Below are 15,780 nucleotides of genomic sequence, written 5' to 3' on the forward strand. Positions count from 1 at the left end.
AGGAGTCTACGAGATGATCATATTCACCACGTTCTGGGCAACTTTACCCTGCTGCTCAATACCGCCATGGCGGCGTTTGGCGCCTGGCTTGCCTCCACGCTGTTCGGCGCGCTTGTGGTGGCGACCTTCGCATGTGCGATCACGGTTGCGTACAAGGCGATTCCGAAAGGCCCCTTGAAGCGCTTCCTTTAACTCATGTCCGGTGGCCGACAGGCCGAAGATCTCGCCGGCCTGCTGCATAGCGTGATCGCGGGCTCAAGATTTTTTGGTGGTGGCCGATATTGGTAATGCACGTTTGCGTACCCGGAGAACAATGAATGTCGACTGGCGTGGATAGATTCCAGCAACGCAAGGCTCTGATGAGCCGGAAGCGGTGTCCCGAACTTGCCAACGAAACGCTGGCTCCGGAATCATCGACAGGCGGTCACGTGGATGAAGCCCTTCTAGCGACGCTTAGGGCGGATGCGATGGCCATGCCTGACCTTTCCGTGCGCCCAGCGGAAGTAGACGCAATCCTGAAAGAGGTAACGGATGCCTATAACCGCGGTCGACTCGAAACCACGTTGGAGAAGTGCAAATCGGACGTGATTCAGTCGATTGTCGGCCCGTTTGGGCTCGGCAAGTTTGTCAGCGCATATGACAAGCGAGGTGGAAACGTCGACACGATTCATAACGTGCGTAACGGTGTCTGGGCTACAGACGCCGAGCGGGAAAAGCACGAGAGCCGGGGTGAATATGACCCGACGCCATACCACGCCCATGAGAATTACAAGGCCAAGAACGCTGCAACGTCGGAAGACGTAAAGGCCGGCACTGCAACGGACGCCCTCACTGGCAAGACTCTTCGGCACAAGCAGAAGCAACTCGACCACGTGATCTCGGCGAAGGAAACGCACGACGACGCTGGCATTACGCTTGCCGATTTGAACCACACGGACATGGCAAATCGTCCCGATAATCTGGCGCCGATACACTATTCGATCAACGCCTCGAAGAAGGCCATGAGCATGTCGGAGTATTTGGCGTGGCTGGACAAGCAGAAGGAATCCCGAAACGCGCGAATTCAAGAACTGACCGCGAAAGCCGAGCGCTCCGACAAGGAACGCAAGGAACTCGACAAACTCACGCAGCAAGCGAGCGTAGATGAAGCATACGCCCGGGAACTCGATGAGAAGGCGCGGAAGGACAGGGACAGCGAGGTCAATCACCAGTACTACACCAGCGAGAAATTCGCATTCAACGTGTTTGGTAGCGGCCTTATTGAAGGCGGCAAGATGGGGGCGCAGCAGATGATCGGTGCGGCCATTGCGGAGTTTCTCGTCGGGCTCGTCGAGGAAATCCAGGATTGGCATCGTAACGGTCGCAAGGACTTCAACTTCAAGAACCGATTCGGACGAGTCCGCGACCGTGTCGTGTCCAAGTGGAAGGAATTCCTTTCGCATGGCGTTCAAGGAGCACTCTCAGGGTTCATCTCAAACCTCGCTACTGTCGTGATCAATGCGTTCGTCACGACGCAAAAGCGCGTCGGGAGAATGATTCGAGAAGGTGTGTTTTCGATGTTCCGCGCGTTCAAGACGATCATCGTGCGACCGGAGGGCATGACCTACACGCAAGCCATGCACGAGGCGTCCAAGCTCGCGTTTGGGGGCGCGCTGGTAATCGGCGGCTTTGCCGTTGAAGAGATTCTGGTGCGCCAGCTCCAGGCGTTCGGACTGGGCCTCATTGCCGACATTGCCGGCGCGGTAATTGTAGGCTCCCTTGTCGCTATCGCGACACTTCTGTGTGCTCTTACGCTTGATCACCTTGATCTGTTCGGCGCCGAGACAGCGACGCGCGACGAACAAGTGGGAAAAATGCTGATGGCAGACACTGAGGCATCCATGGCGGAGTGCGAACGCTTGTTGCGGAAGCTGGCAACAAGCGCCGGCTGAGGCGGTTTCCAGCGCCGAATTATTTCCGAGCCGGTGCCGGCGTGCGCGGCGGGCATTTGGCTCGTGAGCAACAGGACGAGAACTGAACAAACTAAGGATAACCATGGGTATCAAGTATCGAGCGGACAACGACCTGACGTTTCTGAAATACAGTTCGGAGGAGGACCTGGCAGTACTCGCGCGCTATCTAACCCACGACAAGGACGGCAAGCCGCGGCGCGCAAGCGAGTTACTGAGTGATCCCGATTTCAAGAAGGCCGAGGGCCGACCCGACCGTCACCGGAAATCGTGGGACGCAATTGCAGGTGAACTTCAGCACTTCGGCGGGGACACACTCGCAAACTTGGTCCGTCGCTCCGGGGTCCTTTACAGAGAAATTCTGCTGGATGTATGCGCAAAGCTAGACGTCGAGGTAGAAAAGAAGGGATCGGTCTCGGAAATCGAAACAGTAGTGGTTGACAAAGTCATCTCCGATGCGTGGAGCAAGCTGTCGCCTGCTGAGCAGGATGCGGTGCTAGCTGGAGTCGGGGGCGTTTGCAAGGTGGGCGGCAGTGGGCTCCTGTCGCTTCAGATCCTTTTGCAAGGCGGTGGTGCCACTGCGTTTGCAATCGTGAGGGCGCTTGCAGCGTCAATCGGGTACACGCTGACCGGTCAGACGATCTTGCTCGCGGGCGGCGGCGCGGTCTTGCGTACAATTGCCGGCCCGTTCGGCCTGGCGGCCTCCGCGTTCCTCTTGGTGCCCAGTATTAGTGGAGCGGCGTATCGAGTCACTATCCCCGCCGTTATTCAGATCGCATACATGCGCAGGGCCATGCATCAAGGGGATACCACACCCAAAGCCGCGTCTGGCTCGAGGCCGGCTCAAGCACCGGGTGGACGATTTGGCTATTGGGCGGCGGTGAGCGCGGCCATCGCCAGGAACGCTTATGGTTCTGCGGCCGACGCGGTCTTGCCTAGGCGCCAAGCCGCCAAGGAACCGGGGCCCGCACCCGATACCGCAGCCGAATTGCGAGCGCGACAGATAAAGGTGGAGGCAGCGGTGGCGGCGGTGATTAAGAGGACCAAGAGCGTGGAAGAGTTCTTCGAACTCATCGTAGCTGCCCATGCTATTGGCCTCGCCTGCGTTGCCGTGGACGGTCATGTTTCCCAAGAGCAAACGCGCGAGATTAAGGAGTTTATCGCGGGTGTCGGAGGCAGATTGATGCCTGAAGATGCTCTCGCAAAAATAGAGCGACTATCGAGCGCCCCACCCAATCTTGCGACAGCGTTCGAACTGGTACGTCGACACAATCCCGAGTCCCTGGAGTTTTTCGACAGCGTTGTCGAGGACACGCTGACATTGAGTGGGCGCGACCGGTCCGCGATCGATAAAACGCTCCGTGAGTGGCGGACGCTGCGCCTGCGTTGTGCGGCTTGAGATCTAGGGGTCGTGCCGCACTGATAGCGGCACGCCTGTCGGGACGGGGATCGCGTTGCAGCCACGGGGTCAAACGTGGCGCGACGCCCCGCAGGGGCGTTTGCCTTTTAAAAGTCTTACTGGCGAATGACTGCCGGCGATCGGCTGCGGAACATGGTGGACATTCTCGCGCTATCGATCGAACGTCTCTTTGCCCCGGCGGATTCAACCGGTGGATTCAAGGATATGTATCGTCGGCAAGCCTCTTGTAGGTTGGCAGCCGCCTTATGAGCTGTCATGCACACCTCCCATCTTCGGGCCGACCAAACTTTGGATGGCCGACAGACCAGCTGTCGCGCCGAGCGATGTTCTCTCCGCACGCATATGAGCCATTCTTGCATTACCATTCTGGTGTGCTGCCTGTAGTGCTGAAAATTCCGATAATATACAACGTCATCCTATTATAAGATGGCGTCAGAAATGCGAAAGGCGCTTGATCAGTTCAGGTGAAATTCCAAACGATAAGGGGGCAAGTTGGACGGTACAAACTCTCACAGCGCCGACGACGCAGCATTGGGTTTTCTATATCAGGCTCAGTATGCGCTGCTCAGGCTCTGGAGCGAGACTGTCGATGACGCAGTGATCTATCTTGAGACGCTTGACGATGTCACGCTCGAGTCCAACGGCGAAACCGTTCTGGAACAGCTCAAGCATTCTCTTTCGACGAAGCCGACCAACCTCACCCTGACGAGCGTCAGTGTCTGGAAAACGTTCAAAGCTTGGATCGACGTTCTGCCGGAACTGGATCTTTCGAAAACTGTGCTAAATCTTGTCACCGTTGCAGACATTTCCCCAACATGCAAGCTGATCGACCTGCTCGATGATCGCGCGGATCGGACTGAGCTTCTCACTGATCTCCAACAAGAAGCGCAGCGAGTCCTCTATGAGAGGCAGGAGGCAAGGGACAAGAACGAAAAAAATCTTCCTCACGAACCAAGAGCAAAAGCTTGCGAGGCATTTCTCAATTTGCCCCAAAACAAGCAAGCCGAGATTTTGTCGAGAGTGCGTATAAAACCCGGCCAGAAGAATATTCGGCATATTGAAGACGAACTGGCAAAGAAGCTCACGAGCGTTCTTTCAAAGCATCGTGCGGCGATCGCCCAGTTGCTGGTTGAGTGGTGGAATCGGCAGATCGTCCACGCCCACTGTGGCAAACGCCCCAAAGCGATACCCCGTTTCGAGTTGATCAGTCAGTTCACGCAGATTGTAGCCGACCTCGAACACGACACGCTTGTTGACCATTTTGCCTCGGAACTTCCGCCCGGAACTTATTCATCTCACCCTATGGTCGGCAACCAGATTAAATTGGTCGATGCCTTGGCATGGCTTGAGCGGGCCGTGACAAACGAGTGGAGGGCGCGAAAGTCGCGTTCACGATGGGCGACCGATAATCCGACATGGCGCGAAAGGATCGCTCAGTATGATACCCGCCTGATTGAGGAATGGGGCTATAGACACGAGGACATGTCGGGGACATGCAGTGGCCTATCCGATGATATTAAGAAGGAGAAGGGGCGCGCTCTATTGTCCTGGAGCTTCTTTGACGCGCCGAGAGATATTGAGGTCGTCGCGCCGGGCGTAACATCGCCGAGCTATGTCAGAGGAACTTTCCAGACTTTGTCCATCGATGGGCGCGTGGGCTGGCACCCCGATTACAAGGTATTGCTGGGCTTCAAAAAATGAAGATTGCTTACGACCTGTTCGCTGAGACAAACCCGGCCTTTGGTGCTTATGGCTTGCTCGGCTTTTGCCGAAAGTATTTGGCCGCGGCGGGCAAGCGGCCTGCCTTTGCCCTCTCCTACATCGCCTTACCGATTGCGCTGTCCGATGATCTAGATGCTTCATTTGAGCAGACCACAGCTATTACCGGTTTACTGACGTGGCTCAACCGCTATCCGGATGTCCGTGTCGATCTGGGAGCGCGACTTGATGCCTCAAAAGACGTTGTCTCGGCAGCAATGCGGTTTGCCCTGAGCGCAAGGGCCTTATCGCTCGAGGCTGATGGTACTTTTAGGCCTGGCCCGCAAAGGCCTGTTCAAGCAGCCGCCGACAGCCTGCCCCATAACGCGAAGCGAGCGTTGAAGCGTGCCGAGCGTCTTGGTACATGGATGGGAAATGCAGGGACGGCAGGGACAATTTTCTCAGCATTCGGAGTGACCCCGTGAAGCGTTGGAACGTTCGGCAAATCGCATTCTATGGTTTGGGCGGTAAGCGGCGGACACTGGATTTCGACATTGGAAAGGTCAATGTCATCACGGGTGCGTCGGGAACAGGAAAATCCGCGATCATTGATGCGATCGATTACTGCCTTGGTTCAAGCGATTGCAAACTCCCCTTCTTCGTCCGCAATCATGCCATTGCGGTGGCGATCCATTGGGCGAGGGAAGATGCAGATCTCATTGTAGGGCGAAATATCCCCAAGGCCGGAAGCGGCACAAGCCAGATGTACGTCAGGACCGGGCAGAATTTGACTCTTCCCGAGACTGCAGAGGATCTTGAAGGGCATACCAACCGAGAGACGGCGCGGGCGCTTATCGAGACCGCTTTCGGTATCCAAGGTCTCGATGATGAAGATGCCGTCATAAAAGGAGAGAAGGGGAGGGCCAGTGTCCGCGACATTCCGCCATACCTGTTTCTGTCGGGAGATGTCATCATCAGCAGAGGAACTTTGCTTCATGACCTCAACCGTCCGGAGAAGGCCAGGGATATCAAGGGGTCCCTCCCCTATTTTCTTGGTGCCCTCGATCAAGCCACTGTTCTGGCAGCGCGACGCCTTCGTCAGCTCGAGGCGGCGTTGGCAAAGATTGAGCGGGAGGAGAAAGCCAAGAGGAGAAGTCAGACTCTCCTCACGGAAAGGTCGATGGCTTTGCTGACGCAGGCTTTCGACGTTGGCATTTTTCCCGATCTGCCCTCTCCTGAAGCGTCCGACGGTGACCTGCTCGGCTATCTCGGAGAGATTGCGAAAAAGGGGATTTCCTCCGCCGACACAAGGGATTCGGACGCTCGCGCGATCCTAGAAGAAGAGCGACGTGGGGTGGTTAGCGAGCTCCAGACTCTCAGAAGGAAGCGACAGCTGCTCAAGCAAACCCTGAGCGAAGCCACTGGTTATGAGACTGCTGTCTACGGTCAATCTCACAAGCTTAGGCTTGTCGAGCATCTCAAGCTTGGCGATGGACGATGCCCGGTATGCGACGCGCAGAATGAGGCTGGTTTGGCGATGGCGAAGCAGATTCGGGAGTCTTTGAACATCGTTGAAAAGGAAGTCCTCGTCGTCGATACCATCCGGCCCGGCCTAGACGATCATTCACGTCAGATCGAGGCTCAGATTAAAACCAGATATGGTCGTCTTGAGGATATCGAATCTCAGCTCAGTGGATTGGTTCGTGTCGATGAGGATTCGGTGGGAACTGGCTCACTCCTGCAGGAGCGGGCTCGGGTTGTCGGACGCATTGACCAGTTTCTTGAAACAACGGCGAAGGATTTTCAGACCAGCGTCGCGGATACGACGGCACTGACTCTCGAGATCGAGAGCCTTAGGGATCTGGTCGATCCACAATCGCGCCGCGAGCGGCTTCGCGATGCCGAAAACTTGATCAGTTCCTATGCGACCGACATGCTCGGCGAGCTTCCTACGGAGATGCCTGCAACCAATTCGCGCGTGGTTTTCTCGGCAACCCCGAACGTGTCGCTGATCGAGCCAACACGCCGTGCAGCCTTAGCGATGGCCGAAATCGGTTCCGACCAGAACTATCTCGCCATCCATCTTGCGCTTGCGTTCTCGTTGCATAAATTCTTTGAAGATATTGCTGCGCCTGTGCCAGGCCTGCTGGTAATCGATCAAATCAGCCGGCCCTATTATCCAAAGGGTGGGGACGAGAAACGGCTACAAGAGATGGGCAAGGACGACGATCAGGTTGCCATGCAAAAGATCGTTCGGTTCCTGTTCGAAGAGACCGCAAGGCAGGCCAGCTTGCAAGTTATTCTTATCGAGCATGCTTATATCGAAGAGGATCCAGAATATGTCGCCGCCGTCAAGGGGCGGTGGACGAAAGCGTCTGGCATGAAGCTTATTCCGACTGACTGGCCAATTAGACCGTAGAATTTGGCGCGTTTTTCGTGGACCGTACCACATAAGCCGAGTCACTTTACATCGATGGGCAGACACAAAGGTTCTGTGATGGGCCGCAACCGCTCGGAAAGCGGTCAATCACTTTTCAATCCAAGTTGACCGTAATGGGTCGTCAAGACCCGTTTGCCGTTCCTAGAGGTGACGTTCGACTGCATCTCATCGCGAATGACAGCAAAGCGGTTTACTGCAGCCGCACGGAGGCTGAAGGGCGAGCGTCAACAATGGCCGATAACCGCCCCGTTAAGGCAAGCAAAAGACAGCGTTACTTCTAAAGCGCCCCCGATCGGCGCCGAGTCTAGGGATTGAACAGGATTGAGAGCCCCGCCGTACGCAGGTTGTCGGCTAGCTTTTCCAGCTAGTTATCCCGTAAGAGCTCACCTTGCATACCCACATCGACTGCCTGGACGCAACTAGCGGTCTGGCGCCTACACCTCCCGCCTACTGGATACGGCTACGCGGAAGTGCTTCTGCAGATTACGTCCAGGATCCAGCAGGTCGCGCCGCTTGCAAGAATCGTACGGACGGCCCGTTGCCGAGCGGCGCGACCGCCCGGCTACGCTAGCAAATTTAACAGTCATCGGTGGCTTGCAGATTCTGGTGCAATTCGCGTGCGATTCAACTGGTAGCGTCAATGGACACCGCTAGTAATCAGCGCATGGAATTGCATGGCCGGCGCCGTGATCCGTTGACTTATCGATATAGAAATTATAGCGTTATGGGGCGTTCGTCGCCGAGTAGATCGCTTGTGGGTGGGGCCGCCTATGCGGTCCGCTCCAGTACAACGGCATCAGCTTGACTATCCGGCAAGCATGCAACGTCCTGGAGAAAACGTTATGAACTACGAACTGCCGCGCTCTGCAAGGCTCCTTGTCGCAGTTGAGAGCAAATACGTCGGCTTCGACGTTGGGCGAACGCACAAGGCGGGCAAGAAGGTCAAAGTGCAACGCAGCCCGGCAGATATTGGTATGTTCATCATTTGGTTCGGGAAGGCTGAAATTGCCAGAATCTCCGCCCTCCAACTCACGCAAACTATCGAATACACCGACGTCTGATCAAAGAATTGTAAGCTGACTGTTGAAGGGTGGTTCGCGGCGATACGCCTAAAGGAGTATCGGCGAATTGGTCTGAGAAGGCCGGGAATTTGTCGCTCGGTTGTCGGCGTTCAACAAGGTCAGCGGAGCGGGAGCAGTGGGCTTACCCGGTTGCAGCTAGCAGACAGGTGTCGCAATTGGCGTGCGCAACTTCTTCGGACCGTAGGCCAGAATTTCGGGAAACCGACAGTCGGGTGGCCTCAGGTGCCCTTTGCGGCTTTGGCAAAAGCCTCCCCGAGCTTGTCGAAGTGCCGCAGTGCCGCAGGCGTAAGCTCAATCTGCTTGCGGCGTGCGTCTTCGGTGTCGCTCAACGCAATCCAGCCTTTTTCTCGCATCGAGGTGATACGGGCATGCAGCGTAGCGGGCGAACCCAGCTGGCTTTGGGCCATCATGTCCCGCACCGAAAGGCGGTCGCTTTTCTGCATTGTGCGGGCGACAAATTCGAGGATTTTCTCTTCGAGCGGATCGAGAGCAGGGAGCGCGGGCAAGCCGCGAAGCGCTTCAGTCAGTTGCAGGAATCGCAGGTAGATATCAGCGGGACGTTTCATGGTTTGCGCACCGACCAAGCCGGGGAACGCTCGGCGGCGCTCCGGTGAGCTATCATGCGGCCAATCGAAGGAGTGGCAGGATTATATCGCGATGGGTAGCTTACGTTTGCATTTCTGGTCCATAACAGGCACCCTGGTCGCATTTGTGGCGTCCCTGTGGATTAATCAGGTGGTCTTCACCGATACTTCGTTTGTACGAGGAATCAACTGGATTTTTTTACCGTCGGGCGTGCGGCTCCTCGGCACGTTGCTGGTTGGCTTCGATGGGTTCGTGGGCTTGCTCGTTGGCGGTCTGCTTATGGACTTTTTCTATTGGTTTCCCCATGACCCGGTTCGTGCAATCGCGGGAGCTATTCTGGGTTCGCTGGCTCCCTATCTGGTCTACCGGCTTGCGCTCGAGTACTACGATCTGCGCGCATCGCTGACGAACCTGACGCCGAAGCGGCTCCTGGTGCTGGCCGTCGCCTATTCGGTAGCGAATCCGCTGTTTCATCACTTGTGGTTCGCACTGACCGGTGTGACGAAGAACTGGTTCGAGAGCTTCTTCAGCATGTTCGTAGGCGACCTGACGGGCGCGCTCATCATGCTGTATGCCATGAAGGGAATATTGGCCTTGTTGCCGAAGCAACCGGGAAATTCCCACATGTCGAATCGCATGTTCAGCATTCAGGTGGCTTTAAACAGCGCGTACGCCAACCAGTTGAGTGCGAAGCGCACGTGATTGACGCGCCCTCGGCCGGGTGAAGGGATGATGGTGGAAAAACGACGTCTTTTTTCAGCTATCGAAAGCTTCTTCCATGCATTGCGCGGGCGACTTGGGCCCGTGCACTGGCCGTGCTGTATGCGATCAAAGAAATACTGACGCAGCTGCCGAACGGCCACTGGGCTCGCTCGAAACGGACGGAGCCTGACAGGCCTTCCGATATAAAAATATAGCAAAGCGAGCGCATCGAGCCACACCAGTTATTGCGCTTAGAGCCTGCCGGATTGTCGGGCGGGCAGTAGGCCTTCCAGACGGCCATGGAAGTCCAGCCAGTCGATAGCGAGCAACGGAATGCTGAGATCGCCGCGTGATCGGTACGTGAAGAATCGCATCCAGCCATCTATAAAGACATGACGCCCCGGGCGGAGCAGGCAAGGAGGTCTCGCTATAAAGCGATAACTGTCGGGCGCAAACTCTTCGGCGTCGCTGTGCTGAGATGCAGTGGAATCGTCGAGTAAAGCGTTTGCATCATGGTTCCCGCCACGGAGGTAATCCCCGACAGCCTCACTCACCGATTGCGTACAAAGCTCAATGAAAGATACGTGGACCTTATCAAGAGCTCCCGATGCGATCGCCCGTTCCGCCATGTCGATGCTCGTGCGCCGGAGAGCCACCGACCTGGCGTAATCAGGCAGCGCACCAAATGTTGTTTCACCGCTGCGCAGCGCATCCTGAAAAATTGGATAGCAGGCGAGCCATGGACCAGGGACGCGATCTATCGGCTGGCGCACAGAGACCAACCGATTGATCCGGGCAGCGCGTTCCATTCCAGCATGTTCTCTCAGGTTCATTGTTATAAAAAGTATAACGATAAGGGCGCAAGTCTACAAGAGTCGTCGGATATGGCACATAGCCATAATTGGGGTTGTCGGTCGCGTAGGGCAGGAATTTTAGAGCGAAGTGAAACTTTCATGGCTGAACGGCCATCAGGCCGTGCAGCGATAAGAATGTGCGCTTGCCCGGCACCAGGCAACGCAGCATGGAGGTGTTCCCCCGGCGTCCGAATGTGAGATTGTTTCTGCGCGGACGATCTTGACGGCGTTCTTGCGATCCTGCGTGAAGACGGCCCTGACGCGATCAAGTGCAAGAATAACCGTCGGCTGCTGATCCGCCGCGTCCGTCAGTCATCGGTCGACATAGGCGCGGATGTTCCCGATCACGTTGCCGACATTAGTCACTCGATGGCGATGGATGGAGGCTTTCGGGAATGGCGAATGAGTCTTATCGACTCTGAGCCGCCGGTCGACCGAGCGACGCCTCGATACTGCTATCGTTTCGGGCTTCTTTGAATTCGAGAACCAGCGGAGAGCCTGGACTTCCGCAATCGAGATTCATTTCGTTGCGCCAAAGCAGCTTCGGCAGTTGCCTGTTTAAGGGCACCTCCAAGGCACCAATCGCAGGCCCAGGAAGGAAGTGTATGTATTGTGCGCCCTGCATGTGTGAACGGCTGTGAGAATCCGACACTAAACGGCGGCGTCAATCAGAGATGCGGAATGGTCATGCTCTGCTAAACGGTTTGGGAATGGTTTGCGCGGAGAGCGAGAGGCGCTACCCGGTGCGTCGGAAGGAGCCCGTAGGGCGAGTGCAGACGCACCCGACGCGGTTCATTTCAGGAAGTGGTGACGCTCAGGTCAAGATGCGGTAGAAGAAGGAATACCGCCGAAGAAACAGGCCCGACACCGGCTCAAACCGCCAAGTTCACTCCGATGTCGAGCCCCACACGCGCATGGGCACGGGTGCCGGCCCAGTATGGCACGGTCCACCAGTCCCGTCGATAGCGTTTCGGCATTGACGGGGATTGCCGATGCCGGCCACCGGCCGCCTGTTTGTGTGCGCCCGCTGCCGGGCGCAGGTCATCGTTTGCCGCCGTTGCGACCGCGGCCAGATCTATTGCGACGGCGACTGTTCGGAGGTCGCACGTCAGGCCAGCATGCGCGTGGCCGGCCAGCGCTATCAGCGCAGTCGTCACGGCCGCTTCGCGCATGCCGAACGGATGCGCCGCTATCGCAGCCGCCGGAATAAAGTGACGCATCAGGGTTCCTCTGCGCCTGCCGCCGATGCTCTACTGGCACCGACTTCGACGACGTCGGCGGCAACAGCGGCGGTATCCGCCACCGCCCCAGCTGTGCCTGAGCAGTGCCATTTCTGCCACTGCGTCTGCCCGGGCTTCGTGCGCCTGGGGCCACTACGCCGTCGGGTCTTCCGTGATGTTCGTACTACTACCTACTGCACAGGAAGTGACCCATGACCATTGGAGTTGAACTTGAGGCGCAGATCCTGCGCTACTACCACGTCGAGAAGTGGCGCTGCGGCACCATCGCACGGCAGTTGCACGTGCACCGTGGCACGGTCCAGCGCGTGCTGGCGCAGGCCGGTCTGCCCCGCATCGGCGGGATGCTCAGACCTTCGCAGATCGATGCCTACCTGCCGTTTATCCATGACACGCTCAAGAGGTTTCCGTCGCTCACGGCCAGCCGGCTGTATGCGATGGTCACCGAGCGCGGCTACCGTGGCAACCCTCATCATTTCCGGCACCTGATCGCGGTACACCGTCCGCGTCCTGCACCAGAGGCTTATCTGCGGCTGCGCACCTTGCCTGGAGAGCAGGGCCAGGTTGACTGGGCCCATTTCGATCACCTGCAGATCGGGCGCGCGCGCCGGCCACTCATGGCCTTCGTCATGGTGCTGTCATGGTCTCGGCAGATCTATCTGCGCTTCTTCCTCGATGCCCGCATGGACAGCTTCCTGGCGGGCCACGCCGGCGCGTTCGCGGCGTGGTCCGGATTGCCACGAATCCTCCTCTACGACAATCTCAGGAGCGCTGTGCTCGAGCGTCAGGGTGATGCGATCCGCTTCAACCCCACGCTTCTCGCGTTCGCCGCTCATCATCGCTTCGAGCCGCGTCCCGTGGCAGTGGCCAGAGGAAACGAGAAGGGACGCGTCGAAAGAGCTATCAGGTATGTACGCGAGAATTTCTTTGCCGCGCGCAAGTTCACCGATCTCGACGATCTGAACATCCAGGCCGCGCAATGGTGCGCGGGCATGGCGGCGGATCGTCCCTGCCGGGAAGAACCCACGATCACGGTGCGCGAAGCCTTCGCCCGCGAGCAGCCCAGCCTGCTTGCGTTGCCGGAGAATCCGTACCCCTGCGAACTGCAACTGGCCGTGAAGGTCGGCAAGCAGCCGTATGTGCGCTTCGATCTGAACGACTACACGATCCCGCATACCCACGTGCGGCGCGTACTTACGGTCCGGGCTGATCCCCGGCAGGTGCGCATTCTCGACGGCGCCGATCTGCTTGCAACTCATGTGCGCAGTTACGATCGCGGCGCGCAAATCGAGATTCCCGCACACATCGACGCCCTCGTTGCACGCAAACGCGAAGCCCGTCACCATCGCGGCCTCGACCATCTCGCCCGCGCAGCGCCGGCCAGTCACACACTCATGCTGCGCGCGGCTGAACGCGGCGCCAATCTGGGTAATATCACCGCCCACCTGCTGCGGCTGCTCGACCGTTATGGTGCAGCCGAACTGCAGGCAGCGATCGAGGAAACGCTCGCCAGCGATGCCGCGCCTCACCAGAATCCGGTGCGTCTGGCGCTGGAGCGTCGGCGCGAGTCGCGTCAGGTACCGCCGCCAGTGACGGTGAACCTGCCCGAGCACGTGCGTAGCAAGGACACGCTGGTGACCCCGCACCGGCTCGACATCTACGACCAGATAACGGGAGGTACTGATGAGCTCGCCTGAGAACCTGCAGGAACGCGCGAACGCCCTGCGCCTGTACGGGCTGCTGGCGCATTGGCCGGAACTCACTGACGCCGGCTGGGTTGCGCCGCTGTTGCAGTGGGAAGAAGACGAGCGTGCCCGCCGTTCGCTTGAGCGACGCATCCGGGACGCCCATCTGGGCAGCTTCAAACCGCTGTGCGACTTTGACTGGACCTGGCCCACGCGCTGCGACCGGGCCGCCGTCGAAGAACTGATGTCGCTCGAGTTCGTCAGAGACACCGCCAACGTCGTACTGATCGGCCCGAACGGCGTGGGCAAGTCGACCCTGGCGCTGAACCTCGCCTACCAGGCGCTCGTCAACGGGCACACGGCGCTGTTCACAACTGCTGGCCAGATGCTCGGCGAGCTCGCCGCGCTTGACAGTGACTCAGCGTTACGCCGGCGGCTGCACCGGTACGCCACGCCTGACGTGCTCGTAATTGACGAGGTCGGATACCTGTCCTACTCGAATCGCCACGCCGACCTGCTGTTCGAGCTGATCAGCCGCCGGTATGGCGCAGCGAGCACCGTGGTCACCACAAACCGGCCGTTCGCAGAATGGTCGGAGGTGTTTCCGAACGCCGCCTGCGTCGTCTCGCTGGTTGACCGGCTGGTGCATCGCGCCGAAGTCGTCGCGATCGAAGGCGAGTCCTACCGGGTGAAGGAGGCGCGTGAACGGGCGGAGCAGCGCGCAAAGAAACGCAGCGCAGCACGTATGGAGAAGAAGAAATCATGAAGCGCCTTCACCTGCCTTCGGGCATCACTCACGGGCTGGACTTCCTGATCCCAGACAACTGGTCCGCAGATCAGGCGCTCGCCGTCGTGGAACTCATCGACGATCTACGCGAGCGTATCGCCGCGCACTATCAGATTCCGCTCAATGACCTGCTGCACGAACAACGCGCGCCTCCCGACAATCCTCACCCTCGTGACATCGACGATCCATTCTGATGACCATCACCCAACAACAGCGGCCCATAACCGCCTCTGTTGTTGACGCTTCTACTCAACTTTGCGCCGCCATCTAATGGCGCTTTTACACCGCCGCTAACAGCATGTAAGCTCCGTACTCGGTGTGGGTTACGCGAAGGAGCACGATGACCGTCACGACCGAAAGCAGGACCGGGTTCGCTAACGGGCGCATGTCGAGCCCTTCATAGAAAGACCGAGCAGCCGCGTACACCACGACCGTTGCCGTGAGCCACAGCAAGGGAGTGCGTCCAAGGTACGCCCATTCCAGCGCGAGATGGTTTGCGTTGTCCATATGACAGTTCTCCTGGCTTGCGAGCGTCAGCCGTGACCGCCTGGATGGCGTTCCGGGGCAGACCTGCTACAGGCGAGCCGATGATTCTGTGCAACGCTTCTGCGGTGGTTGCCGTTATGCAAACGGTCACAGCGGTTCCGATCAAGATGGTCGCGGCCATGGGTAATAAATCGCTCTCGACGTTATCCACATACATGACGATGCCTACGCCGGCCGGGACAAACAACAACGACAGATGCTCGAGAAAGGGGGCGTCTGTCGGTTTCTCCGTTTCAGCTACACGCCAGAGATAGGGCGGCAACCCATGTGTACTCAAGGCGTCCGGCGCTCGCGACGCAACTAACGGTCAAGCACTGGCGGCCTCCCGCCTGGCTTCGCCGCAACCCCGTCCGGCAGCAGGATGGGATAGGGCTACGGCCTCGTCGGTTCGGAAAGGGCATCCGGGTTGAGCAACCCGTGATTTCATTGCCGACCACGATGTGGCGTCACCTGCGTTGTCCGGTCTGATCAGTGACGCCTGAAATCGTGAGGTGTCAGTTCGACGCGTGCGCCCGGGTGCGCGAGCAGCTTGCGTTCAGCGATCGCGCGGATGCGGCTGTATCCGTCGCGGAAGGTCCTGAGGATCCGGAGGTCGTCGGCCCTGTCTTCGAGCCAGAAGTGGGCCTCGAGCGCTGTGGTCGTGATGACGCATTCGATGAGGGTTTGCCCTCTGACGAGGCGGAATGACACGCCTTGCCGGTTTGCCAGAATCTGCGGCTCGAATTCAGGTTTTTCCATGACGGTTTTCAAGGCGCTGTCGTTTATGCGGGTAAAGCGGTATGCGTATCGGTCTG

At 58.2% G+C, this 15,780-nt stretch carries 17 protein-coding genes; 10 read left to right on the forward strand and 7 right to left on the reverse strand.

The features are described 5' to 3' along the window. Positions 1 to 6: 6 nt before the first annotated feature. A complete protein-coding gene (locus tag B0G71_RS41130; RefSeq protein WP_147308752.1) occupies positions 7 to 240 on the reverse strand; it encodes a hypothetical protein in 234 nt (77 codons plus the stop codon). A 77-nt stretch (positions 241 to 317) separates the two neighbouring features. Between B0G71_RS41130 and B0G71_RS38320 the strand changes: the two genes are divergently transcribed. The 6 genes from B0G71_RS38320 (at position 318) to B0G71_RS38340 (ending at position 8,568) form a co-directional block, all read left to right on the forward strand. Further along, complete coding sequence (locus B0G71_RS38320) at positions 318 to 1,931, forward strand: hypothetical protein (RefSeq protein WP_116149570.1); 1,614 nt, start codon at positions 318 to 320, stop codon at positions 1,929 to 1,931. Positions 1,932 to 2,034: 103 nt separating this feature from the next. Continuing rightward, positions 2,035 to 3,348 carry a DUF3944 domain-containing protein gene (locus B0G71_RS38325; protein ID WP_116149572.1) on the forward strand — a complete coding sequence of 438 codons (1,314 nt, stop codon included), beginning with the start codon at positions 2,035 to 2,037 and terminating at the stop codon, positions 3,346 to 3,348. A gap of 513 nt (positions 3,349 to 3,861) precedes the next feature. Then, on the forward strand, positions 3,862 to 5,070 hold the full coding sequence (locus B0G71_RS38330) for an ABC-three component system protein (protein ID WP_116149574.1): 1,209 nt from the start codon (positions 3,862 to 3,864) through the stop codon (positions 5,068 to 5,070). Continuing rightward, positions 5,067 to 5,552 carry a three component ABC system middle component gene (locus B0G71_RS41135; protein WP_147308753.1) on the forward strand — a complete coding sequence of 162 codons (486 nt, stop codon included), beginning with the start codon at positions 5,067 to 5,069 and terminating at the stop codon, positions 5,550 to 5,552. Before B0G71_RS38330 ends, B0G71_RS41135 begins: the two co-directional genes overlap by 4 nt. Beyond that, positions 5,549 to 7,486 (forward strand): DUF3732 domain-containing protein, encoded by a 1,938-nt coding sequence (locus tag B0G71_RS38335; RefSeq protein ID WP_181916960.1) that lies wholly within the window; start codon positions 5,549 to 5,551, stop codon positions 7,484 to 7,486. Before B0G71_RS41135 ends, B0G71_RS38335 begins: the two co-directional genes overlap by 4 nt. Before the next feature lie 863 nt (positions 7,487 to 8,349). Continuing rightward, positions 8,350 to 8,568, forward strand: a complete 219-nt coding sequence (locus tag B0G71_RS38340; protein ID WP_116149578.1) for a hypothetical protein — start codon at positions 8,350 to 8,352, stop codon at positions 8,566 to 8,568. A gap of 239 nt (positions 8,569 to 8,807) precedes the next feature. Here the strand turns inward: B0G71_RS38340 and B0G71_RS38345 are convergent, their stop codons facing one another. Continuing rightward, positions 8,808 to 9,155: a winged helix-turn-helix domain-containing protein gene (locus B0G71_RS38345; RefSeq protein WP_116149580.1), complete on the reverse strand. Its 348-nt coding sequence runs from the start codon at positions 9,153 to 9,155 to the stop codon at positions 8,808 to 8,810. 91 nt (positions 9,156 to 9,246) lie between these two features. Between B0G71_RS38345 and B0G71_RS38350 the strand changes: the two genes are divergently transcribed. Beyond that, positions 9,247 to 9,876 (forward strand): hypothetical protein, encoded by a 630-nt coding sequence (locus B0G71_RS38350; protein ID WP_116149582.1) that lies wholly within the window; start codon positions 9,247 to 9,249, stop codon positions 9,874 to 9,876. A 251-nt stretch (positions 9,877 to 10,127) separates the two neighbouring features. Here B0G71_RS38350 and B0G71_RS38355 read toward each other — a convergent pair whose 3' ends face one another. Then, a complete protein-coding gene (locus tag B0G71_RS38355; RefSeq protein ID WP_147308754.1) occupies positions 10,128 to 10,685 on the reverse strand; it encodes a hypothetical protein in 558 nt (185 codons plus the stop codon). Positions 10,686 to 11,602: 917 nt separating this feature from the next. Next, entirely contained in the window at positions 11,603 to 11,950 is a 348-nt protein-coding gene (locus B0G71_RS38360) for a hypothetical protein (protein WP_116138977.1), read from the reverse strand. Between the two features lie 212 nt (positions 11,951 to 12,162). On the opposite strand from B0G71_RS38360, the gene istA reads away from it, so the two are divergent. Genes istA through B0G71_RS38375 form a run of 3 tightly spaced genes read left to right on the forward strand, consistent with a single transcriptional unit; the run spans position 12,163 to position 14,634 of the window. Further along, positions 12,163 to 13,665 (forward strand): IS21 family transposase, encoded by a 1,503-nt coding sequence (istA, locus tag B0G71_RS38365; RefSeq protein ID WP_116138979.1) that lies wholly within the window; start codon positions 12,163 to 12,165, stop codon positions 13,663 to 13,665. Beyond that, the gene (gene istB, locus B0G71_RS38370; protein WP_116138981.1) at positions 13,652 to 14,419 is read left to right on the forward strand and encodes an IS21-like element helper ATPase IstB; all 768 of its coding nucleotides are present in this window, start codon (positions 13,652 to 13,654) and stop codon (positions 14,417 to 14,419) included. Before istA ends, istB begins: the two co-directional genes overlap by 14 nt. Next, positions 14,416 to 14,634: a hypothetical protein gene (locus B0G71_RS38375; protein ID WP_116138983.1), complete on the forward strand. Its 219-nt coding sequence runs from the start codon at positions 14,416 to 14,418 to the stop codon at positions 14,632 to 14,634. The genes istB and B0G71_RS38375 overlap by 4 nt, the downstream gene beginning before the upstream one ends. An 85-nt stretch (positions 14,635 to 14,719) precedes the next feature. Here B0G71_RS38375 and B0G71_RS38380 read toward each other — a convergent pair whose 3' ends face one another. The 3 genes from B0G71_RS38380 to B0G71_RS38390 form a co-directional block, all read right to left on the reverse strand. After that, on the reverse strand, positions 14,720 to 14,947 hold the full coding sequence (locus tag B0G71_RS38380) for an LrgB family protein (protein ID WP_116149586.1): 228 nt from the start codon (positions 14,945 to 14,947) through the stop codon (positions 14,720 to 14,722). After that, entirely contained in the window at positions 14,838 to 15,263 is a 426-nt protein-coding gene (locus tag B0G71_RS42795; RefSeq protein WP_116149588.1) for a CidA/LrgA family protein, read from the reverse strand. The genes B0G71_RS38380 and B0G71_RS42795 overlap by 110 nt, the downstream gene beginning before the upstream one ends. Positions 15,264 to 15,454: 191 nt before the next feature. Further along, a complete protein-coding gene (locus tag B0G71_RS38390) occupies positions 15,455 to 15,724 on the reverse strand; it encodes a DUF1488 family protein (protein ID WP_116149590.1) in 270 nt (89 codons plus the stop codon). Positions 15,725 to 15,780: the final 56 nt, after the last annotated feature.

The organism is Paraburkholderia sp. BL27I4N3 (genome assembly GCF_003386115.1).
GTDB lineage: Bacteria > Pseudomonadota > Gammaproteobacteria > Burkholderiales > Burkholderiaceae > Paraburkholderia.

Bases quoted from the DNA above. Each gene is read 5' to 3' on its own strand.
- B0G71_RS41130 (WP_147308752.1), bottom strand. From the start codon at position 240: ATGCAGCAGGCCGGCGAGATCTTCGGCCTGTCGGCCACCGGACATGAG.
- B0G71_RS38320 (WP_116149570.1), top strand. From the start codon at position 318: ATGTCGACTGGCGTGGATAGATTCCAGCAACGCAAGGCTCTGATGAGC.
- B0G71_RS38325 (WP_116149572.1), top strand. From the start codon at position 2,035: ATGGGTATCAAGTATCGAGCGGACAACGACCTGACGTTTCTGAAATAC.
- B0G71_RS41135 (WP_147308753.1), top strand. From the start codon at position 5,067: ATGAAGATTGCTTACGACCTGTTCGCTGAGACAAACCCGGCCTTTGGT.
- B0G71_RS38340 (WP_116149578.1), top strand. From the start codon at position 8,350: ATGAACTACGAACTGCCGCGCTCTGCAAGGCTCCTTGTCGCAGTTGAG.
- B0G71_RS38345 (WP_116149580.1), bottom strand. From the start codon at position 9,155: ATGAAACGTCCCGCTGATATCTACCTGCGATTCCTGCAACTGACTGAA.
- B0G71_RS38350 (WP_116149582.1), top strand. From the start codon at position 9,247: ATGGGTAGCTTACGTTTGCATTTCTGGTCCATAACAGGCACCCTGGTC.
- B0G71_RS38355 (WP_147308754.1), bottom strand. From the start codon at position 10,685: ATGGAACGCGCTGCCCGGATCAATCGGTTGGTCTCTGTGCGCCAGCCG.
- B0G71_RS38360 (WP_116138977.1), bottom strand. From the start codon at position 11,950: ATGCGTCACTTTATTCCGGCGGCTGCGATAGCGGCGCATCCGTTCGGC.
- istA (WP_116138979.1), top strand. From the start codon at position 12,163: ATGACCATTGGAGTTGAACTTGAGGCGCAGATCCTGCGCTACTACCAC.
- istB (WP_116138981.1), top strand. From the start codon at position 13,652: ATGAGCTCGCCTGAGAACCTGCAGGAACGCGCGAACGCCCTGCGCCTG.
- B0G71_RS38375 (WP_116138983.1), top strand. From the start codon at position 14,416: ATGAAGCGCCTTCACCTGCCTTCGGGCATCACTCACGGGCTGGACTTC.
- B0G71_RS38380 (WP_116149586.1), bottom strand. From the start codon at position 14,947: ATGGACAACGCAAACCATCTCGCGCTGGAATGGGCGTACCTTGGACGC.
- B0G71_RS38390 (WP_116149590.1), bottom strand. From the start codon at position 15,724: ATGGAAAAACCTGAATTCGAGCCGCAGATTCTGGCAAACCGGCAAGGC.